This window comes from Haloechinothrix salitolerans, assembly GCF_042662605.1.
GTDB classification, from domain to species: Bacteria; Actinomycetota; Actinomycetes; order Mycobacteriales; family Pseudonocardiaceae; genus Haloechinothrix_A; species Haloechinothrix_A salitolerans.
In genome coordinates this window covers 5,919,882-5,939,689 of sequence record NZ_JBHSXX010000001.1, presented here as the reverse complement: position 1 = coordinate 5,939,689, position 19,808 = coordinate 5,919,882, and the positions used below count along the sequence as shown (strand labels likewise).

Annotated in this window: 16 protein-coding genes and 1 pseudogene; 11 read left to right on the top strand and 6 right to left on the bottom strand. The window is 69.3% G+C overall.

Annotation, left to right across the window (positions count from 1 at the left end; genetic code table 11):
* The first annotated feature begins 41 nt into the window (after positions 1-41).
* From ACFQGD_RS28305 to ACFQGD_RS28295, 3 genes are all read left to right on the top strand, one after another.
* Positions 42-1,013 carry a helix-turn-helix transcriptional regulator gene (locus ACFQGD_RS28305; RefSeq protein ID WP_345406485.1) on the top strand — a complete coding sequence of 324 codons (972 nt, stop codon included), beginning with the start codon at positions 42-44 and terminating at the stop codon, positions 1,011-1,013.
* Positions 1,006-1,839: a uroporphyrinogen-III synthase gene (locus ACFQGD_RS28300; protein ID WP_345406488.1), complete on the top strand. Its 834-nt coding sequence runs from the start codon at positions 1,006-1,008 to the stop codon at positions 1,837-1,839. The genes ACFQGD_RS28305 and ACFQGD_RS28300 overlap by 8 nt, the downstream gene beginning before the upstream one ends.
* Positions 1,840-1,994: 155 nt before the next feature.
* Positions 1,995-3,272 carry an alkaline phosphatase family protein gene (locus tag ACFQGD_RS28295; protein ID WP_345406491.1) on the top strand — a complete coding sequence of 426 codons (1,278 nt, stop codon included), beginning with the start codon at positions 1,995-1,997 and terminating at the stop codon, positions 3,270-3,272.
* Here the strand turns inward: ACFQGD_RS28295 and ACFQGD_RS28290 are convergent.
* The gene (locus ACFQGD_RS28290; RefSeq protein WP_345406494.1) at positions 3,238-3,534 is read right to left on the bottom strand and encodes an MGMT family protein; all 297 of its coding nucleotides are present in this window, start codon (positions 3,532-3,534) and stop codon (positions 3,238-3,240) included. The genes ACFQGD_RS28295 and ACFQGD_RS28290 overlap by 35 nt on opposite strands.
* A gap of 81 nt (positions 3,535-3,615) precedes the next feature.
* Here ACFQGD_RS28290 and ACFQGD_RS28285 point away from each other — a divergent pair, with 81 nt between their 5' ends.
* From ACFQGD_RS28285 to ACFQGD_RS28275, 3 genes are all read left to right on the top strand, one after another.
* Positions 3,616-6,810 carry an ATP-dependent helicase gene (locus ACFQGD_RS28285; protein WP_345406497.1) on the top strand — a complete coding sequence of 1,065 codons (3,195 nt, stop codon included), beginning with the start codon at positions 3,616-3,618 and terminating at the stop codon, positions 6,808-6,810.
* Positions 6,807-10,064 (top strand): ATP-dependent helicase, encoded by a 3,258-nt coding sequence (locus ACFQGD_RS28280; protein WP_345406500.1) that lies wholly within the window; start codon positions 6,807-6,809, stop codon positions 10,062-10,064. The genes ACFQGD_RS28285 and ACFQGD_RS28280 overlap by 4 nt, the downstream gene beginning before the upstream one ends.
* 63 nt (positions 10,065-10,127) lie before the next feature.
* The gene (locus ACFQGD_RS28275) at positions 10,128-10,589 is read left to right on the top strand and encodes a hypothetical protein (RefSeq protein WP_345406503.1); all 462 of its coding nucleotides are present in this window, start codon (positions 10,128-10,130) and stop codon (positions 10,587-10,589) included.
* A 26-nt stretch (positions 10,590-10,615) separates the two neighbouring features.
* Here the strand turns inward: ACFQGD_RS28275 and ACFQGD_RS28270 are convergent.
* Positions 10,616-10,777 (bottom strand): annotated as a pseudogene (locus tag ACFQGD_RS28270) (DUF433 domain-containing protein); the annotation flags it as partial.
* A 141-nt stretch (positions 10,778-10,918) separates the two neighbouring features.
* On the bottom strand, positions 10,919-11,923 hold the full coding sequence (locus ACFQGD_RS28265) for a neutral zinc metallopeptidase (RefSeq protein ID WP_345406506.1): 1,005 nt from the start codon (positions 11,921-11,923) through the stop codon (positions 10,919-10,921).
* Between the two features lie 212 nt (positions 11,924-12,135).
* On the opposite strand from ACFQGD_RS28265, the gene ACFQGD_RS28260 reads away from it, so the two are divergent.
* Genes ACFQGD_RS28260 through nudC form a run of 3 tightly spaced genes read left to right on the top strand, consistent with a single transcriptional unit; the run spans position 12,136 to position 15,802 of the window.
* The gene (locus ACFQGD_RS28260; RefSeq protein WP_345406509.1) at positions 12,136-13,428 is read left to right on the top strand and encodes a M16 family metallopeptidase; all 1,293 of its coding nucleotides are present in this window, start codon (positions 12,136-12,138) and stop codon (positions 13,426-13,428) included.
* Entirely contained in the window at positions 13,425-14,798 is a 1,374-nt protein-coding gene (locus ACFQGD_RS28255; protein ID WP_345406512.1) for a M16 family metallopeptidase, read from the top strand. The genes ACFQGD_RS28260 and ACFQGD_RS28255 overlap by 4 nt, the downstream gene beginning before the upstream one ends.
* Positions 14,795-15,802, top strand: coding sequence for an NAD(+) diphosphatase (nudC, locus tag ACFQGD_RS28250; RefSeq protein ID WP_345406515.1), 1,008 nt, complete (start codon positions 14,795-14,797; stop codon positions 15,800-15,802). The genes ACFQGD_RS28255 and nudC overlap by 4 nt, the downstream gene beginning before the upstream one ends.
* A gap of 52 nt (positions 15,803-15,854) precedes the next feature.
* On the opposite strand, the gene ACFQGD_RS28245 is transcribed toward nudC, so the two are convergent.
* From ACFQGD_RS28245 to ACFQGD_RS28235, 3 genes are read right to left on the bottom strand one after another with little or no spacing between them, the layout of a single operon-like run.
* A complete protein-coding gene (locus tag ACFQGD_RS28245; RefSeq protein WP_345406518.1) occupies positions 15,855-16,751 on the bottom strand; it encodes an SURF1 family cytochrome oxidase biogenesis protein in 897 nt (298 codons plus the stop codon).
* 46 nt (positions 16,752-16,797) lie between these two features.
* Positions 16,798-17,649, bottom strand: coding sequence for a fructosamine kinase family protein (locus ACFQGD_RS28240; RefSeq protein ID WP_345406521.1), 852 nt, complete (start codon positions 17,647-17,649; stop codon positions 16,798-16,800).
* Positions 17,646-18,104: a low molecular weight protein-tyrosine-phosphatase gene (locus tag ACFQGD_RS28235; protein WP_345406524.1), complete on the bottom strand. Its 459-nt coding sequence runs from the start codon at positions 18,102-18,104 to the stop codon at positions 17,646-17,648. The genes ACFQGD_RS28240 and ACFQGD_RS28235 overlap by 4 nt, the downstream gene beginning before the upstream one ends.
* Before the next feature lie 71 nt (positions 18,105-18,175).
* Here ACFQGD_RS28235 and ACFQGD_RS28230 point away from each other — a divergent pair, with 71 nt between their 5' ends.
* Together ACFQGD_RS28230 and ACFQGD_RS28225 are read left to right on the top strand one after the other, a co-directional pair.
* The gene (locus ACFQGD_RS28230; protein ID WP_345406527.1) at positions 18,176-19,024 is read left to right on the top strand and encodes a Nif3-like dinuclear metal center hexameric protein; all 849 of its coding nucleotides are present in this window, start codon (positions 18,176-18,178) and stop codon (positions 19,022-19,024) included.
* Positions 19,021-19,758, top strand: coding sequence for a zinc ribbon domain-containing protein (locus ACFQGD_RS28225; protein ID WP_345406530.1), 738 nt, complete (start codon positions 19,021-19,023; stop codon positions 19,756-19,758). Before ACFQGD_RS28230 ends, ACFQGD_RS28225 begins: the two co-directional genes overlap by 4 nt.
* The last annotated feature ends 50 nt before the right edge of the window (positions 19,759-19,808 follow it).

Here is a 19,808-nt window from a genome sequence, read left to right as displayed (position 1 = left end):
TACCTGACAGCTTCTGGCATATTTTCTGCGAGAATCACGCTATGCGCGCAAGCAGGCTCCTGTCGGTGTTGCTGCTGTTGCAGAACCGGGGCCGGATGACGGCCGGGCAGTTGGCGGCCGAGTTAGAGGTGTCGGCGCGCACCGTCTACCGGGACATCGACGCGCTGTCGGCGGCGGGCATTCCTGTGTACGCCGATCGCGGGCGTGCGGGCGGCTACCAGCTTGTCGACGGCTTCCGAACCCGACTCACCGGACTGACCGAACCTGAGGCGCAGGCACTCGCGCTGGCCGGGCTACCCGAGGCCGCCGCCGAACTCGGATTCGGGGCAGTGCTCGCCGCCGCGCGGCAGAAGGTGACCGCAGCGCTGCCCGCTGAGCTGCGCGAACGCGCGGACGCGGTGGCGCAGCGGTTCCACCTCGACGTGCCCGGTTGGTTTCGCGACATCGAACGCCCCGATCACCTCCCGGCGTTGGCCGACGCGGTGTGGCGGGACAGAACGATCGTCGTCCGCTACCGGAAATGGGGCGACGAGGACGTCGATCGCACGCTCGAGCCGCTTGGCCTGATCTTCAAGGCGGGTCGGTGGTACCTCGCGGGTAGGCGTCCTTCCGGCCGTGTGGCGACCTACCGCATCGCCCGGATCAGTGACCTCACCGATACGGGGGAGCACTTCGCACGACCGAACGACTTCGACATCGCGACGTACTGGCGCGACTGGTCACGGGACTTCGAGCGCCGGATGTACCCGCGAGTCGCGAGGGTGCGGATGTCACCATTCGCGCGCACCGTCGCGCCGTTCTACCTCGGCGCGGTCGGTGCGGCCGCCGTGCGGGACGCGGCCGCACCGGTGGACACCGATGGCTGGCAGATCGTGGAGCTGCCGGTGGAGGCGGGCGCGCCAGCGCTGGGGGAGTTGTTGCGGTTCGGGCCGAACGTGGAAGTCTTGGAGCCCGCCGACTTGCGGCACGAGGTCGCCGACGCGATCAACACGATGGGTGCGATCTATGACTGACCAGCCTGGCCCGCTCGCGGGTTTCACCGTTGGGGTGACGGCGGAACGGCGCGCGGACGACTTCATCACTGCCCTGGAACGTCGGGGCGCGACCGTACGGCACGCACCGACGATCCGTATCGTGCCGCTCGTCGACGACGATCAGCTCCGTGCCGCCACCGACGCCGTACTCGCCGATCCGATCGACCTCGCCGTGATGACCACCGGTCAGGGCTTTCGGGGGTGGATCACCGCGGCCCGCGAGTGGGGTGTCGGCGACGCGCTGCTGCGCCGATTCGGTGCGGCACGACTCGTTGTGCGCGGCCCGAAGGCGAAGGGTGCGGTGCGAGGCGAGGAGCTGACCGAGGAATGGTCAGCGCCCGAGGAAACCAACGCTGAGGTGCTGGACTACCTGCTGGAACGCGGCGTCGCCGGGCTACGGGTCGCGGTACAGCTGCACGGCGCGCCGCTGCCGGAGTTCGTCGGCGCGCTGACCGAGGCCGGGGCGTCGGTGGTCGAGGCGCAGCCGTACCGGTGGCTGCCGCCGGTCGATGTCGACGCCGTCATCCGGCTGGTCGACGGTGCTATCGCAGGGGACGTCGACGCGCTGGCTTTCACCAGCGCACCCGCCGCGGCGAACTTGCTCACCCTTGCGCGTGAACACGACCGGCAGGGCCCGCTGCTGGCCGCGATGCGGGCGCACGTGGTGTGCGCGTGCGTCGGTCCGGTGACCGCCGCGCCGCTGGTCGAGCAGAACGTGCCGGTGATCCAGCCAGAGCGGCAGCGACTCGGTGCGCTGGTCAAGTTGATCGCGACCGAGCTGCCTACGCGCAAACGAGTTGGCTGACCGCGCCAAGTCGCCGCGGGCAGCGGTTGACGCCGAACCGCCGATACCGGGCATACCGCTGACTCCTACCCGTAAGTAACGCCTCGCTCGAACGTCTCCCGACCGTCACCGGTACGGGGTAAGGTCACCACGACCGGTGAAAGTGAGGATGTTTCATGAGTGTGGATCGGCGGACGTTCCTGCGCGCCACGGTCACGGGCGGCACAGTGCTGCTGTCCGCCGCGATGGGCACCGGCTTCGCTCAAGGAGGGGAGCGACGACGGCGGGTGTACGTCGTCGTGCTCGACGGCCTGCGCCCCGACGAGGTGTCGCCGACCCTCACACCAAATCTCACCGCGCTCAAGGCAGCGGGCACCTGGTTCGGCAACGCGCGGTCGCTGCCGATCATGGAGACCATCCCGAACCACGTCATGATGATGAGCGGGGTGCGGCCCGACCGCTCCGGGGTGCCGGCCAATGCCGTCTATGACCGCGACAAGCGAGTCATCCGTGACTTGGATCGGGCGTCCGACCTGCGCGGATCTACCATGCTCGACCGGGTCCGCGAGCGCGGTCTGCGTTCAGGAACCGTGCTGTCGAAGGAGTACTTGTACGGCATTTTCGGTGAGCGCGCGACCTACCGGTGGGAGCCGGGGCCGATCGTGCCGATCAGTGGGCACGCCCCTGACGCCTTCACCGCCGACGCCGCTATCGCGATGATTGATGAGGCCGATCCTGACCTGCTGTTCTGCAATCTCGGCGACTGCGACCGCGTCGGCCACGCCGACCTCACCGGCACCACGCTCGCGCTCGCCCGCACCGCTGCCGTGCGCACGTCTGATGACCGGCTCGGCGCGATCGTCTCCCACCTCAAGGACACCGGACGCTGGCAGCACTCGGTGCTGTTCGTGCTCGCCGATCACTCGATGGACTGGTCAGTGGCGTGGCAGCTCGTTTCACTCCAGCCGGTGGTCGACGCCGACCCGATGCTGGCGGGCAACGTCGTCATCGCGCAGAACGGCGGCGCCGACCTGCTCTATTGGACCGGCCCCATCCGCGACCGCGAGGCGGCCACTCGACGCATGCTGGACGTCGTCACCGACGTTCCCGGCGTGTTGTCGGCTCACCGACCGGGACAACTCGGGCTCGGCAGGGAGGCGGGCGACGTCGTCGTCTACTGCGAGGCAGGCTGGCGGTTCAGCGACCCGAAGCCGTGGTCCAACCCGATCCCCGGCAATCACGGCCACCCCGCGACAGAGCCGATCCCGTTCCTCATCTCGGGTGGGGATCCGGTCATTCGCGGCGGGCACGCCAGTTCGGCGCAGGCATACACCATCGACGTCGCTCCGACGGTCGGCGCGCTGTTCGGGCTGAGCGAACCGTCAGGCGGGTACGACGGGGAGGTCCGCGCCGAGGCGTTCACCCGCGCTCCGGTCGCCACCGATATCGCGTGAGATCCACGCGGCCGTTCCGCGACATCACCCCCTCTTCCAGCAGGCGCGCGCACTGCTCCTCCCGCAGGTGCTTGGCCGGGGTGCCGTCCGCGCGTAGCACCCGGTGCCATGGCAGGTCGTGGCCGTCCTCGCCAAGCACCCTGCCCACCAGCCTCGGTGTCGACGCCCCCGCTAGTGCCGCGATATCGCCGTAGGTCGCCACCGTGCCCTCGGGAATCGCCGCTACCGTGTCCCGCACCCGCTCGTGCAGCTCCTCGTCCACGCCGACACCGTAGCGGGGAGCACCGACATACGGGTGAGGCTGCGACGCGCCGTGTCGGGGTGGCGTGATTGCATAAAAGTCATGAGCCGGAGCGCGGAACGCAGCGGGCCGAAGCTGGTCCGCGACCCCATCACGTCCGGCGAACCACGACGGTGGCCGCGGGTGGTGCGGCCGGTGCTCGACGGCGACGCGGGGTTCGTGCGAGTGCTTGGTGGGCCCGGCACCGGTAAGACGACGTTGCTCGCCGAAGCGGCGGCCCGGCGCATCCTTAGCGGCGCCGACCCCGAGCAGGTGCTGGTGCTGACGGCGTCCAGGCACGCCGCCGATGCGTTGCGCACCGAGATTACGCGGCTGCTCACTGGCGGTCCCGTGACCGACGTGCCGCGCACCGTCCGCGAACCGCTCGTGCGCACGGTCCACTCATATGCGTTCGGGGTGCTGCGGGTGCAGGCCACCGACCAGGGCTTACCGCCGCCTCGGCTGCTGTCCGGGCCGGAACAGGACGCCGTAGTTCGTGAACTCCTCGTGGGCGACGTCGAAGAGATCGACGCCGCGTACTGGCCAGAAGCACTGCGGCCAGCGCTGATGGTGCCCGGGTTCGCGGAGGAACTGCGGGACCTGCTACTGCGGGCGGCCGAACGCGGGCTCGGCCCTGAGGACCTGACCCGGCTCGGCAGGCAGCGCGGGCGGCCGGAATGGGTGGCGGCCGGGACGTTCTGGAAGCAGTACGAGCAGGTCACGCTGTTGCAGGGCGCGGGAGGCGGCGCACTGGCCACGCCCGCTGCCGAGGCACTGGACGCCGCCGAGTTGGTGTCTTCGGCGTTGCTCTCCCTGCATGGCGACGAGGACCTGTTGAAACGGGAACGCGGCCGCATCCGGCATCTGCTCGTTGACGACGGCCAGCACCTCGACCCGCTGCAGTGGCGGTTGTTGCGCCTCATCGGCGATGGCGCTGAGCAGTTCGTGCTGGCGGGTGACCCCGAGCAGGCGGTGTTCTCCTTCCGGGGCGCCGACCCGCGCGTGTTGAACGAAGCCGACGCCGATGGCGAGCACACCGTCGTGCTGGACATCGGGCACCGCATGGGCGCGGACGTCGCACTAGCCGCGTCGCGGGTGGCGGCGGGGATGCCTGGCCCGAGGCAGGCCGACGTCAGCCCGGCGGGTGACGGGACCGTCGTGGTGCGCAAGTTCGCCACGGCGGCGGTCGAGGCGGGCTGGATCGCCGACCGACTGCGGCGTGCCCACCTCATTGACGGCGTGCCGTGGTCGGAGATGGCGATTGTGGTGCGGTCGGCGGGGCGCACGTTCCCGGTGCTGCAGCGAGCCATGCGCGCGGCGGGTGTGCCCATCGCTTCGGCGGCCGACGAGTTGCCGCTCGCGCGCAACCCCGCGGTGCGGCCGCTGCTCACGGCGTTGCGCGTCGCCGCCAACTCGGACTTGCTGGACGCGCGACTCGCTGAGGAGCTGCTGTCCTCGCCGCTTGGCGGCGCCGATCCGCTCGCGTTGCGGCGGCTGCGGCGTGGATTGCGCAGGCTGGAGCAGGCGAGTGGTGGTCAGCGGCAAAGTGATGAACTGCTGGTTGAGGCGCTGCGCACCGGTGATCCGCTCACCGGGCTCGCGGATTCCGAAGCCGCCTCGCTGCGCCGCGTCACTGACGTGCTCGCCGCGGGCAGAAAGGCCATCGCGCGTGGCGCCGGGGTGGAGCAGGTGCTGTGGGAGCTGTGGCGTGCCAGCGGGCTGCAACGCCGCTGGCTTACGTTATCCGAACGCGGCGGTTCGCTCGGCAGACAGGCGGACGCCGACCTGGACGCCGTTGTCGGCCTCTTCCATGCCGCAGGGTCCTATGTCGACAGACTGCCGCAAGCCGGGGTCGGTGGGTTCGCGGAATATCTGCTGTCGCAACGGATCGTGGGAGACAGCCTCGCTCCGACCGCCGCGCGCTCGGACGGTGTCGAACTGGTGACAGCGCACGGTGCCGCTGGTCGTGAGTGGACGGTCGTGGCGATCGCCAGCGTGCAGGAGGGCAGTTGGCCCGACCTGCGGCCCCGCGGCTCGCTGCTTGGCGTGGAACGGCTGGTCGACATCGTGTCCGGGGTCGAGGCAAACGAGGTCTCCGCGATCGCGCCGCTGCTTGCTGAAGAACGGCGACTGTTCTATCTCGCGGTCAGTCGTGCGCGCGGCACGCTACTGGTCAGCTCCATCGAGGGGGAGGACGAGCAGCCGTCCCGGTTCATTGAAGAGCTTGCCGAGGTCGCGGGCGAGGACACCGACGAGGCCCGGCGTATTCCCACGCGACAGGAGCCGGAACGCCCGCTGGTGTTGTCGCGGCTGGTCGGTGACCTGCGCGCCGCCGTATGCGATGCCACCACCGACCCGGAACGCCGCCGCCGTGCCGCACGGCAGCTCGCACGGCTGGCCGAGGCGGGTGTGCCCGGTGCGCATCCCGATACGTGGTACGGGCTGGTCGACGTTTCGAGCGACGCGCCGCTGCTCGGCGACGACGACCCGATCTCGGTGTCACCATCCACAGTGGATCTGCTGCGTCGGTGCCCGCTGCGGTGGCTGTTGGAACGCAACGGTGGTACCGATCCGCCGCAGCTCGCCGCCATCGCGGGGACGGTCATCCACGCGCTCGCGCAGTCGGCTGCGGAGGGGGCGACCAAGGACGAGCTGGTCGAGGCGCTCGACGTCGCGTTGAAGCAGATCGACGTCGGCGCGCCCTGGTACACCCGCAGCGAACGTCGTCGGATGAGCGCGATGGCGGAGTCCTTCCTGACGTGGCTGACCACCAGCAGGGACGAGCTGACCGAGGTGGGCGTCGAGCGCGACATCGACGTCGAACTCCCGCTCGGCGAGCGGCGAGTCCGGTTGCGCGGCCGGATCGACCGGCTGGAAGCCGATCGCGACGGCAGGCTGGTGATCGTCGACGTCAAGACCAGCAAGAAGGCCGTGACCAAGGCGGAGGCCGCTGAACATCCGCAGCTCGCTACGTATCAGCTCGCCGTGTGGCTCGGAGCGGCGGGCACAGGCGCGCAGCCAGGAGGCGGCAGGCTGGTCTATGTCGCCGATGCGGTGAAGAAGACCGGCGCCGCCAAGGAGCTGCGGCAGGACCCGCTCGACGACGACGCCAAGCAGGAGTGGCTGGCCGAGGTGCGAACCGCCGCGCTGGACAGCCTCGGTCCCGGCTACCTCGCGCGGGAGTCCGCCGACTGCGGCCGGTGTCCCGCGCGGACGTGCTGCCCGCTGCAACTGGAGGGTAGGCAGGTGACGTCGTGACCACCATCGCAACGCCAGCCCGTATCGCCGAAGCGCTTGGGCTGCATCCACCGACGCCGGAGCAGGCCGCCGTCATCGCGGCGCCGGTAGAACCGGCGCTGGTCGTCGCCGGCGCTGGAGCGGGCAAGACCGAGACGATGGCCGCGCGCGTCGTCTGGCTGGTCGCCAACGGCATCGTCGCCCCGGAACGCGTGTTGGGCCTGACCTTTACCCGCAAGGCGGCGCGCCAGCTCGCGGAGCGAGTACGTGCCCGGCTGCGAGTGCTGGCCGGGTCGCGGCTGCTCGACGAGCTGGATCCCAGTGGGCAGCGCAGAGCCAGCATCGCGGCGGGTGAGCCGACGGTGCTGACCTATCACGCCTACGCGGGCAGGCTACTGTCCGAGCACGGCCTCCGGCTGCCAGTGCAACCGGGTGCGCGGTTACTGTCCGAGACCGCGTCCTGGCAGCTTGCCCACCGAGTGGTGTCCACATGGGACGAAGACATCGAGACGGACTACGTTCCCATGACGATCACCGAGTCGGTACTGAAACTGGCGGGCGAACTCGGTGAGCATCTGCTCTCGCCGGAGCGGCTCGAGTCCTATACCGAAGAACTGACCAGCCTCATCGAGAACGCGCCCCGCGCGAAAGGCGGTAGGCAGGAGCTCCAGCAGGACCTGGTCAAGGTCATCGAAGCCCAGCGGTTCCGAGTACGGCTGTTGCCGCTGGTGGCCGAGTACCAACGCCGGAAACGCGCCGAGGGTGCGCTGGACTTCGCCGACCAGATGGCGCTCGCCGCCCGGCTTGGCGCGGAGCACCCCGAGGTCGTGGACATCGAGCGTGAGCGCTATGGCGCGGTGTTGTTGGACGAGTACCAGGACACGGGGCACGCGCAGCGAGTACTGCTGCGCTCGCTCTTCGGCACCGGAGAACGTCCACCGATGCCGGTGACGTCGGTGGGGGACCCGGTGCAGGCCATCTACGGCTGGCGGGGCGCGAGCGCGGCCAACTTGCCCCGGTTCACCACCGACTTCCCACGTGCCAGGGACGGAAAGGCCGCGCCTGCCCGTGACTACGGGTTGCTGACCAGCTTCCGCAACCCATCCGAGGTGCTGACGCTCGCCAACGCTGTGTCGGAACCGCTCCGGGGCAATACTCCCGAGCTGCGGCCCCGCGACGGCGCGCCGGCCGGGGACGTGCGGTGCGCGTTGCACACCGATGTCGGCGCGGAGCGGGAGTGGGTCGCGGACGAGATCGCCGCGCGATGGTTCGCGGACGACGATAACGGCCCGCCGACGACCGCGGTGCTGGTACGTCGCCGCGCCGACATGGCCCCCATCGCGAGCGCGCTGCGGGAGCGCGGAGTGCCGGTTGAGGTCGTCGGACTCGGCGGGCTGCTCGCGGAGCCGGAGGTCGCTGACCTGGTCGCCACGCTGCGGGTGCTGGCCGATCCGATGTCCGGTTCGGCCGCGGCACGTCTGCTGACCGGCGCGCGCTGGCGTATCGGCGCCGCCGATATCGCCGCGTTGTGGCGACGGGCGAGGGAGCTCTCCGCCGAGGATAAGGGCGGCAGCCACGACGATCCCACCGCGATCGTCGTGCCCGAACGCGCCGAGCTGGCCGGTCTGGTCGACGCGCTCGACGATCCCGGTGACGCTGAGAACTACTCCGCGGAAGGCTACCGGCGGATCCGTGCCTTCGGTGCGGAACTGGCGGCGCTGCGCCGCCGCATCGACCAGTCGTTGCCTGAGCTCATAGCCGACATCGAGCGCACTATGCTGCTCGATGTCGAGGCCACCGCTCGTCAAGGGGCGACGGGGAGGGTGCAGCTCGACGCCTTCGCCGACGTCGTCACCGAGTTCGCGGAAAGCTCCGCCAACCCGACGTTGCTGTCGTTCGTGGACTACCTCGCCACCGCTGAGCACGCTGAGGACGGCCTGGAACCCGGTGAGGTCGAGGTCGCCGCCGACCGGGTGCAGGTGCTGACCGTGCACGCCGCGAAAGGGCTCGAATGGCAGGTCGTCGCGGTGCCGCATCTGGTTCGCTCGGTCTTCCCCGGGGAGCGGCGTGGTGGCTGCTGGCTCACCGCGTTGACCGAGCTGCCCGCCGCGCTGCGCGGTGACGCTGAGGACTTGCCTGAGCTGCGGGTGAGCGCGGGGATGGATCGCAAGGAAATCCTCGACACGGTCAAGGAGCACAAGGAGGCGTTCACCGAGCGGCACGCCGCCGAGGAACGCAGGCTCTGCTACGTCGCGCTGACACGCGCCGAGGAGACGCTGCTGGTGTCCGGGCACTGGTGGCGCGAGACCGGCGCTAAGCCCGCGGGGCCATCGGAATTCTTGGCCGAGTTGGCCGAGTTACTCGAATCCGACGCCGGACTGGGCAGGGTGGTGCACTGGGCGGAGGAGCCGGACGGCGACAACCCGTACCTCGCTACCGCCCGGGAGGCACACTGGCCCGCCGATCCGCTTGGTGGGCGGCGGCAGGACGTCGCCGAAGGTGCGGAGCTGGTGCGTGCTGCCCTCGCAGCGGGTACGAGCGCGGCCGACCCGGCGTTCGAGGAAGATCTGTCCGTCGAGGAAGACCCGGACGGGTGGGTCGAGGACACCGACGTCCTGCTCGCGGAGCGGGCGCGAGCGCGCTCCGCGCCGGAGCAGGTCGCGCTGCCCCCACAACTGTCGGTGAGCCAGTTGGTCGAGCTGGCCGCCGATCCGAGCGCGCTGGCGCGCAAGCTGCGCAGGCCGTTGCCACAACCGCCGAACACGGTCGCTCGCAGGGGTACGGCGTTCCACGCTTGGTTGGAGCGCCGATTCGGGAGCGCCCGGCTGCTGGAGTTCGATGACCTGCCCGGCGCGGCCGACACCAACGCCGAGCACGACTCCGACGCCGAGGAGCTGCGCCGGAAGTTCGAGGCGAGCGAGTGGGCCGAGCGCACTCCGTTCGACGTTGAGGTTCCGTTCGTCTGCGAACTGGACGGCATGACGCTGCGGGGGCGGATGGACGCGGTCTTCGCTGACAAAGACGGCGGCTGGACCGTCGTCGACTGGAAGACCGGGGCCGTGCCGAGCGAGGACGCCATGACGTCGGTGTCGGTGCAGCTCGCCGCGTACCGGGTGGCCTGGGCCGCGCTCCGCGACGTTCCGCTGGAGCGGGTGCGGGCGGCGTTCCATTACGTCCGCCACGACTACACCGCGCGCCCCGCCGACCTCCTCGATGCTGATGGCTTGCGGAAGCTGCTCCGTTCGGTGGAACCGCGCGAGGCATCCGGTGGTTGACGCCACCAGGCTTACGCCGCGGCGGGACGTGTATTCGTCGGCTGGATCTGCGACGATCACAACGTGGACCGGCTCCTCGCACAGCTGACTCCGCGCGTGCGCGCGATCCTCGTCGCATGCGTGGTCGGGTTTATCGTGCTGCTGTTCGCCTGGTGGGTCGGCCCCGGCCTGTTCTCCGGTACCGACGAACCGGCGCGCGTCGTGACCGCCTCGGTCGTCGAGCCCGCCGACTGTACCGCGGCCACGCCGGTCGAAACGGTTACTTTCATCGACGGGGAAGGCAAGCGCGAAGCGCGACTGCGCGCCTGCGGTCACGACAAGGGTGAGCAACTCCAGGTCGTACTTCCTCAGGAACCGGGCGCTGGTGAACTGACCGTGCGTAGCGCGGACACCGAGACAGGGCATAGCAACTTGCGGCAGTCCATAGGGCTGCTGCTGGTCGCATTGTCCTGCGCGGGTGGCGCGACATACGCATTGCTCGTTACGCGCGGCGACTCCGGCCGACGAGGCTTGTTGCCGGTGTAAGAGTCGCCGCGCGTACCGTATGCGTCTCACGTCGTGAGCAAGCCGTCGCGTTGGGCGACATCGGTGACCTGATCCACCGGGAGATTGAACTCGTCGGCTACATCATCGATGGTTTCGCCTGCTCTCAACCAGCCCTTGACGACCTCGAGCGGCGTGCCGGTGCGCGCGAAGTACGGGCGGCCGAGGTTGGTGTCCGTATCCGTCGCAGGCGCAGAAGAAGTGGCTCATTGCCACAACCAGCGTGATAGAACAAGTGTACGATAAGCGGCGCTGACTAGCAAGACGGGTCACCGTATCGGTGCGCAAGAAGGCCATGCCGGAAGCTGCCGTTAGCGCACGGATTCGGCGCTCGCCTTGAAGGTGTTGCAATCGGAGATGCGGTTGTCCAGCGCACCGACCCGCCACCACATCGCGTAGTTCTGGTTGGTGCCGTGCTTGTGGCCGCCCGACGTGTCGTCTCCCCTTGTTTCCTGGTCGTGCCACGCCTGGTCGTACATCTCGCGAGTGATGGAGCCGCCCCTGTCGACGTGTGAGCCCAGGAACATCCCGGAGAAGCACTGCGCTTGCAGCTCCTTGCGGCGCGACATCTCCTGGCCGGTAGGGGAGTCCTCGCCAGCTTCGTAGATCTCGCGCCATGCCGCGTCCATGATCCCGGACAGCTCCTGCACGTGGTGGCCGTATTCGTGCGCGATCAGGGCGAGATATACGCCGGGACTGTCTTCGTACTGCTCCACCTGCAAGCCGTTGAACGGCAGGAAGAGCTCACCCTCGCAGTAGTACGCCGCCGTGGCGAGGCCAACCTCGATGCGGCCACAGTCACTGTCGAAGCTCTCGCCGGTTGGGAAGTAGAGCCGTGGTGGGGTGAACGGCAGGTTGTGCGACCGAAGCAGGGGCGCCCACGCCTCGTTGAGGCACTTTGTCGCGGAGCGGAAGAATTTCCGCGCCGCCTTCTCGGTGTTGTCCCACGGCGGCAGCTGGCAGGCGCGGTTGGGCAGACCGACGTCGCTGGACTGGAACAACGGGTGGTTGGCGAGTTCAAGCACCTTGCCCGGAAAGACGTTCGGTGTCGTCTCCGAGGAGGGCGGCCGCGCGCCAGCCGCCGATCCTTCGCCATTGGGTCGCGTCTGCGCGGTCTGTTCCCGTGCCGCCGTATCAGTGTCGTCGTCATTGGCGAGCGCGGCGATGAGCACGGCTACACCGGTCGCTAGCAGGGTGATCACCGCGGCGCAGGTAATGACCACGGCGATGAGATGTGTGCGGTGCGACTTGCCCGCAGGGACTGACTCGGGGTGCGCCGGAGAATCCGGCCGCTGCTCGTGCGGCGATGGTGTCATCGAAGTCGTCGTCCCTGGAAACAAAACGGCTGGGTCTTTAGCATAGCGATCTTCGCGGTCGGCTCTGTTGTCACCTGCTGAAGTGGGACGTGTGGGGTCTGTGAGGGTGACGGCGGCTCTCCTCCACCCGGCCCCGTCGCGGGGAGTCCGCACGGTGGTGTTGGGGGCTTGCGGGGGCGAAGCCGCCCGCGAGTACGGATACAGTGGCTGACATGGCCGCACCGGAAATCCATCGCTACGTCACAGACAATGGTCTGCGCGTGGTGCTCGCCCCGGACACGACGTCTCCCGTCGTCGGCGTGAGCGTGCACTACGACGTGGGCTTTCGCTCCGAGCCGGAAGGGCGCACCGGGTTCGCTCACCTTTTCGAGCATCTGATGTTCCAGGGCAGCGAGAGCTTGGAGAAGCTCGCGCACTTCCGGCACATCCAGGGCAGCGGCGGCACGTTCAACGGTTCGACCCACCCCGACTACACCGACTACTTCGAGGTGCTGCCGTCGGCGGCGCTTGAGCGCGCGTTGTTCCTGGAAGCCGACCGGATGCGGGCTCCCAAGCTCACCGAGGAGAACCTCGCGAACCAGATCGACGTCGTCAAGGAAGAGATCCGGCTCAACGTGTTGAACCGGCCGTACGGCGGGTTCCCGTGGATCTTGCTGCCGCCGGTTCTTTACGACACGTTCCCGAACGCCCACAACGGTTACGGCGACTTCGTCGACCTTGAGCAGGCCAGTATCGAAGACTGTGCCGAGTTCTTCGACACCTACTACGCCCCGGCCAACGCGGTGCTCACCGTCGCGGGGGATCTCGATATCGACTACACCAAGAAGCTCATCGACAAGCACTTCGGTGACGTGCCCGCGCGCCCCGCCCCGCGGCGGCGGTCGTTCGCGGAGCCGCTGCCGACCGAGGACCGCCACGGCACCCATCAGGATCCGCACGCCCCGCTGCCCGCGCTCGCGGTCGGCTACCGGATGCCGGATCCGATCAACGAGATTGACGGCTACCTCGCGAACTTGGTGCTGGCCAGCGTGCTCGCCGACGGCGATGGCTCCCGGTTGCAGCAGCGGCTGGTCCACTCGGACGCGCTGGTGAGCGACATTAGCGCGGGCGCTGGCCTGTTCGGTCCGTTCGAGGCGCGTGATCCGGACACCTTCGCCGTCACCGCCATCCACCCAGCCGAGGTCAACACGCAGCAGGTACTCGACGCACTCGACGACGAACTGGACATTCTCACCACCACCCCGCCGGACGATGAGGAGTTGGCGAAGGTCACCGCACGCTGGACCGCGAACCTGCACGCCGAGCACGACCGGCTGGTGTCCCGCACGTTGGGCTACGGATCGCTCGAGCTGCTTTACGGCCAGCCGGAACTGCTCTTCAAGCTTCCCGAGCGCATCGGCACCGTCACCGCCGACGACGTCTCCGCCGCGGCCAAGGCGTTGCGGGAAGGAGCGCGGGCGGTACTGACCGTCGAGCCGAGCACGCAGGAGGGAGCGCCGCAGTGACCGTCAACGCAGGACACCGCAGTGCCGAGGAGATCGGCAGGACACCGAGGGGCCCACGGCCGCTGCCTGAGCTTGGCGAGCAGCGCAAGGTCGCCGACCTCGCCGTGGCGGACACCGAGCTGAGCAACGGGCTGCGAGTGCTCGCGGTGCGCAAGGCGTCCGTGCCGACGGTCGAGCTGCGGCTACGCGTCCCGTTCGGCGGCACCGACCCGATGCACAGTGCACGCGCCGAAGTACTGGCCGAGACACTGCTGACCGGTACGGCCAGCCGCGACCGTGTCGCCATCGACACCGAACTCGCGCTGATCGGCGGCGAACTGGCCACTGTCGTCGACCCGGAACGGCTGTCGATATCGGGTAGCGCGCTGTCGAGCGGGTTGCCGACACTGCTTGACGTCCTCACGGACGCCCTGACCGGCGCGACCTACGCTGACGCCGAGGTCGCCCGCGAGCGGGAGCGCCTCGTGGAGCGGCTGGCCGTCGCCAGGACTCAGCCGGGCGTGATCGCGCGGGAGGCGTTGCAGCGCAGGCGCTACGGCGACCACCCCACCACCCGCGAGGTGCCGCAGGCGGAAGACGTCGCCCAAGTGACGCCGGAGGACGTCCGCGCGCTGCATCAGGCGTCGGTGTTGCCGCGTGGCTCCGTGCTGGTACTTGTCGGCGACATTGACCCTGATGCCGTGGTCGGCGATGTCGAGCGCGCGTTGCGTGGCTGGTCCGCCGAGGCGTCGGCGACGCCGCTGGCCGAGGTGCCCGACGTCGAGGGCGGCGACCTGCACCTGATCGCGCGGCCTGGTTCGGTGCAGTCGCAGTTGCGCCTGTCCGCGCAGGCCATTGGTCGTACCGACCCGCGCTACGCCGCGTTGCAGCTGGCCAACCTCGCATACGGGGGCTACTTCTCGTCCCGGCTGGTGGAGAACATCCGCGAGGACAAGGGCTACACCTACGGTGCCCAGTCCAGCTTCGACTTCACCGGTGAGTCGGCGACGCTGGTCGTCCAGGCCGACACCGCGAGCGAGGTCACCGCGGCAGCGCTGTTGGAGACCCGCTATGAGCTCGCCCGGCTCGGTCTCGTGCCGCCGACCGACGCCGAGCTGGAGTCGGTGCGGCAGTACGCCATCGGGTCGCTGCTGATCTCGACGTCCTCGCAGGGTGGGCTCGCGAGTCAGCTCGCCGCGCTCGCCAGCACCGGGCTCGACGCCGACTGGCTTGCCAAACACCCCGCCCGGCTCGCCGACGTCACCGCGACACAGGTCGCGGATGCCGCGCTGGAGTTCTTCGCGCCGCCGAAGTTCACCGGCGTCGTCGTGGGCGATCCCGACGTCGTCGGCAAGGGGCTCGCGGCGCTCGGCGGTGTCGTGACACCGTGACGGAACCGTTCCAGCTCGGCAGCGTGCCCGCGCTGTCCCGGTCGGACGTCGACCGCGCGGAAGAACTGCGTGTCGACACCGAACGGCTGCGTACCCGTTGGCCCAAGGCGCGCGTCGTCGTAGTGGATGTCCAGGGTCGCACGCCCGTCCCGTATGACGGTGAGCGGACGTCGCCGTCCCTCGCGGTGCGGGACGCGGCGACGTTCGGCGAGGAACCGCCCGACGGCGCGGTGTTCCTCGGCAGCACCGACGACGGCGACTACTGGGCGATCCTGGACGTCGATGTCGCCGAGGGCGAGACGCTGCGCCTGCCCGGGCGGTTCGGTGCCGTCGTGGAGGCGATCGTCTCCGGTGGCGAGATGTGGGTCGGGCTGCGCGAGCATGGTGACCGGATCGACGACGCGGGCGCCGGGCTGTTCACCACGGCGCTCGCGCTGCGCAATTGGCATCGCCGCGCGCGGTTCTGCGCCAAGTGCGGTGGCGAGAGCCGTATCGCGCAGTACGGCTGGGTGTCGCGCTGCTCGTCCTGCCAGCGTGAGGAGTATCCACGCACCGATCCGGCCGTGATCTGCCTCGTGCACGACGATGTCGGCGTCAACGGCGAGCACGTGCTGCTGGCGCGGGGAGCGACCTGGCCGGAGGGCGCGCGGTCGGTGCTCGCCGGGTTCGTCGAGGCGGGCGAGTCGCTGGAGGCGTGCGCGCGGCGGGAGATTCTCGAGGAGGTCGGCGTCGACGTCGATAACGTGCGGTATCTCGGCAGCCAGCCGTGGCCGTTCCCGCGTTCGATCATGCTGGGGTTCGCGGCGCGCGCCAGCAGAGATCAGCCGTTGCGACTCGCCGACGGCGAGATCGCGGAGGCGCATTGGTACTCCCGGGAGGAGATCAGGGCCGCGTTCGCGCGCGGGGAGCGGCGGGGTGAGCCGGAGCCAGGGGCGCTGCGGTTGCCGGGCAACTCGTCCATCGCGCGGGTGATGTTGCGGGCCTGGGCGCAGGCCTCTCCATGAGGTCGGCGGCGGCTTGTCGCGTGCGGGTCTCTGATGGTGCGTCTCAGCGGCATTAGCCGTCGTCGCGCCGCTGCTCTGCCACACGTCCCGGCACGGGCAGCGGCTGCTCAGCGGCTTCGTCCTCGGCGAGTTGCTCCGCGACCGACTTGCGGCGTGGTTTCTTCGCGCGCCGCCCGCCGTCGCCGCTCGCGCGCTGCGCGCTGCCGCGCAACGCCCCGCCTGGTTTCGACTCTCGCACCGTGAAATACAGCCAGCCGGCGAGTGCCATGATGCCGAACGCGATCCACTGCATGCTGTATGACAGGAACGGTCCCGCGTTGACACGCGGCAGGGGAAGGGGGTTCAGCACGCCCGGCTGGTGAGGGGTGAGCTGGAAGTAGCCAGGCCGCAGGTCCAGACCGGTCTCGTCGGCCACGACAGTGGAGTCGATCGCGTAGACGTGCGGGGTATCGGCGTCACTCGGTGTGAACGCCGCGCGGCCTTTCGGGTCGGCCTCGTCGGTCCGAACGCGCGCGATCACCGTGACCTCGCCGTCCGGCGGCGGTGCGTAGTCCGGCACACCGACCTGGTCGTTCGGCGCGATGTAGCCGCGGTCGATCAGCACGGTGTCGCCGGACGGCGTACGCAGCGGCGTCAAGACCTCATACGCCGGTTCGCCGTGGACGCTGCGCAGTCGGGCGATGACCTCGGCGTCCGGTAGGTAAGTCCCGGTCACTTCCACCCGTGACCACACGGTGTCGGCTGAGGGCGCCGTGCCGTCCGGCAGCACCTGCTCGATGGGGCGTGGCGGCGACGACAGTGACCGTTCAATGGCCTCGTTGCGGGCGTCGCGTTCGTTATGGCGGCCCCACTGCCACGGTGAGAGCAGCAAGAAGCACGCGGTGGCGAACAGGAACACCACCAGCGTCAACACGACCCAGTTTGGCCGCAGCAGAAACCTCAACCGCACGCCTTCAACGGTAGCCGTTGCGCTCGCCGACTATCGCTAGTGGCCACTAAGCGAGTGTGAGCGCGGACCGGGCGGCCGCGACCGCCTGCCGCGCGTACCCGCCGCCGAACAACACCGTGTGGACCAGCAGCGGAAACAGTTGATGCAGACCGGTTCGCTCCCGCCAGCCATCGGCGAGTGGTGCTCCGGCATCGGCGGCGGCCTCGGTGTAGGCGTCGAGAATCACATCGAGCAGTGGCGCGCCGAACAGTCGCATCATGGCGAGATCGGTCTCCCGATGCCCGCCGTGCGAGGCCGGGTCGATCAGCCATAGCCCGTCGGACGACCAGTGTAGGTTGCCGCTCCAGGCGTCGCCGTGCAGCCGCGCTGGCGGCTCGGGCGGTCCGGCGATGGCGTCGATGCGTTCACACACCTGGCTGATGACCGCGGATTCCCGTGCGTCGAGTAGGCCCTGGTCGACGGCGTCCCGCAGGTACGGCTCGACTCGGTGGGCGGCATAGAACGTCGCCCAGTCGGGTTCCTCGATGTTGTGCATGGGCGCGAGGCCGATCCATGCGTCGCGCGGACCGTCCGGTGGGGGAGCGCCGAACGCGGGCGCGCCGCGCAGGTGCAGTGCCGCGAGGCCATGCCCGAACGCCCGCGCGGCTTCCGGCGTCGGCTGCGCGGACGGCACGTACTGCATCAGCAGCCAGGTTTCGTCGTGCGCGTAGACGTCGGGGACACCGACGTCGCCGGTCGTCAGCCAGCGCAGCCCAGCGGCCTCCGCCGCGTTCGCGCGCGGACCAGCGCCACGCTTGGCGATCACCCGCCTGCCGTCGTCGAGGGTGACGACGTTGCTGCCGACCGACGTCGGTTCGGCACCGAGCAGGTGCCGTACGGCATCTCGCGCGTCTGTCACAGCCGCTCGCGCACCCACTCGACGAGCCGGGGCATCGCGGCTTCGATCATCGCGAGGACCTCGTCGAAACCGTTGTCCGCGCCGTAGTACGGATCGGGAACCTCGGCGTCGAGGGGAGCGTCCGGGTCGAACGACCGCAGCAGCCGTGCCCGCTCTGGTGGCACGCCGAGTCCCACGAGGACCTCGAGGTGGCCCGCGTCGGCCGCGAGCAGCAGGTCGGCGTTCAGATGCTCGTCGTTGATCCGGTTCGCAACGTGGTCGACGTCGTAATCGTTGGCGCGTAGCACCTCGGCCGCGCGCGGGTCACAGGGCTCACCGATGTGCCAACTGCCCGTTCCCGCGCTGGTGACCTTGACCTTGTCGGCGATACCCGCGTCCTCGACATGGCTGCGGAACACCGCTGCCGCGATCGGCGAGCGACAGATATTGCCGGTACAGATGAACGAGACATGCACGGGCACTAGCCTAAATGGGCGACGACCACGTCTCGACGTCCGGGCGGTGACGTTGTGCGAGGATCACCGCCATGTCCCCCGCTACAGTTGGCGATGTCATCGCGGCACTTGACGCGGCCTATCCGCGCGAGCTCGCCGAGTCTTGGGATGCCGTTGGGCTGGTGTGCGGCGACCCGGCCGACCCGGTCGAGCGCGCGCTCGTGTGTGTTGACGTCGTGGACGAGACGGTCACCGAGGCGCTGGAACTGGGCGCGCAGCTGATCGTGGCGCACCATCCGTTGCTGCTGCGCGGGGTGCATGGCGTGCCTGCCGACTCCACCAAGGGCAGCGTGGTGCATCGGCTCATCCGATCCGGCGTCGCGCTGTTCTGCGCGCACACCAACGCGGACTCCGCGAACCCTGGCGTGTCCGACGCGCTCGCCGCCATCGGGGTAACGGTTGAGCGGCCGCTCGCGCCGCACGCCGACAACCCGGACACGGGACTCGGGCGTATCGGCGTGCTACCCGAGCCGGAGACGTTCACCGCGTTCGTCGACCGAGTAGGTAAAGCACTGCTGGCGACGGTGCCCGGGGTGTCCGGTGCTGGCGATCCTGAGCGGCTGATCTCACGGGTCGCGGTCTCCGGTGGGGCGGGCGACAGCTTCCTGTCAGCAGCGGTCGCCGCTGGGGTGGACGCCTACGTCACCGCGGATCTGCGGCACCATCCCGCCAGCGAGCATCTGGAAACGGGCACCGTCGCCGCGAACCCGCCACCCGCACTTGTGAGTGTCACCCATTGGGCTAGTGAATGGCCGTGGTGTGAGCAGGCGGCGGGCGTCATGGGCGCGGTGGACGCGGGTACGGTCGAAGTTCACGTATCCCATCGGTGCACCGACCCGTGGAACGTCCCCAGCCGCACATACGAAGGAAGTCCCCAGTGAACGTCGACCCCGAGGTACAACGGCAACTTCTCGAACTGGCCGACGTCGACGCGGAGCTTGCCCGCATCGAGTATCGGCGCAAGAAGCTGCCCGAGCTGGATGAGATCGCGACCATCGAGAAGGACCTGCGCGCGAGCCGGGACGCGCTCGTCAAGGTGCAGACCACGGCGTCCGACCTGGACCGCGAGGTTACCCGGCAAGAGAAGGAGATCGAGTCGGTTCGGGCGCGGGAGGACAAAGACCGTTCGCTCATGTCGTCCGGATCGGTGTCGGCCAAGCAGCTGACCGACCTCGAGCACGAGTTGGAGACGCTGAAGCGGCGGCAGAGCGCTCTCGAGGACGACCTGCTTGAGCTGATGGAACGCAGAGAGGCCGTCGCGACCGACGAGCAGCGGACGACGGCTGAGGTGGAGGAAGCCGAGCGTAAGCTCGCCGACGCGGAGCGACGCCGCGACGAAGCGCTGGCGGATCTCGAGGCCCAGCAGGCGCGCAAGCAGGACGAGCGGACGACGCTGGTTGCTCCGCTGCCCGCCGACCTGCTGGCCCAGTACGAGAGGGTGCGCGCGGCACGGGGGCGCGGCGCGGGACTGTTACGGGCGCGCCGCTGCGGCACCTGTCAGTTGGAACTGGACAGCACCGCGATGTCGGATATCAAGAACGCCGCCCCGGAAGCCGTCATGACCTGCGAGAACTGCGGCGCGATCCTGGTGCGGACGGCGGAGTCGGGCCTATGAGTCATAGTGCGCTGAATGACGCTTTCGCCGCGTTGGATACGGAGGAAGCG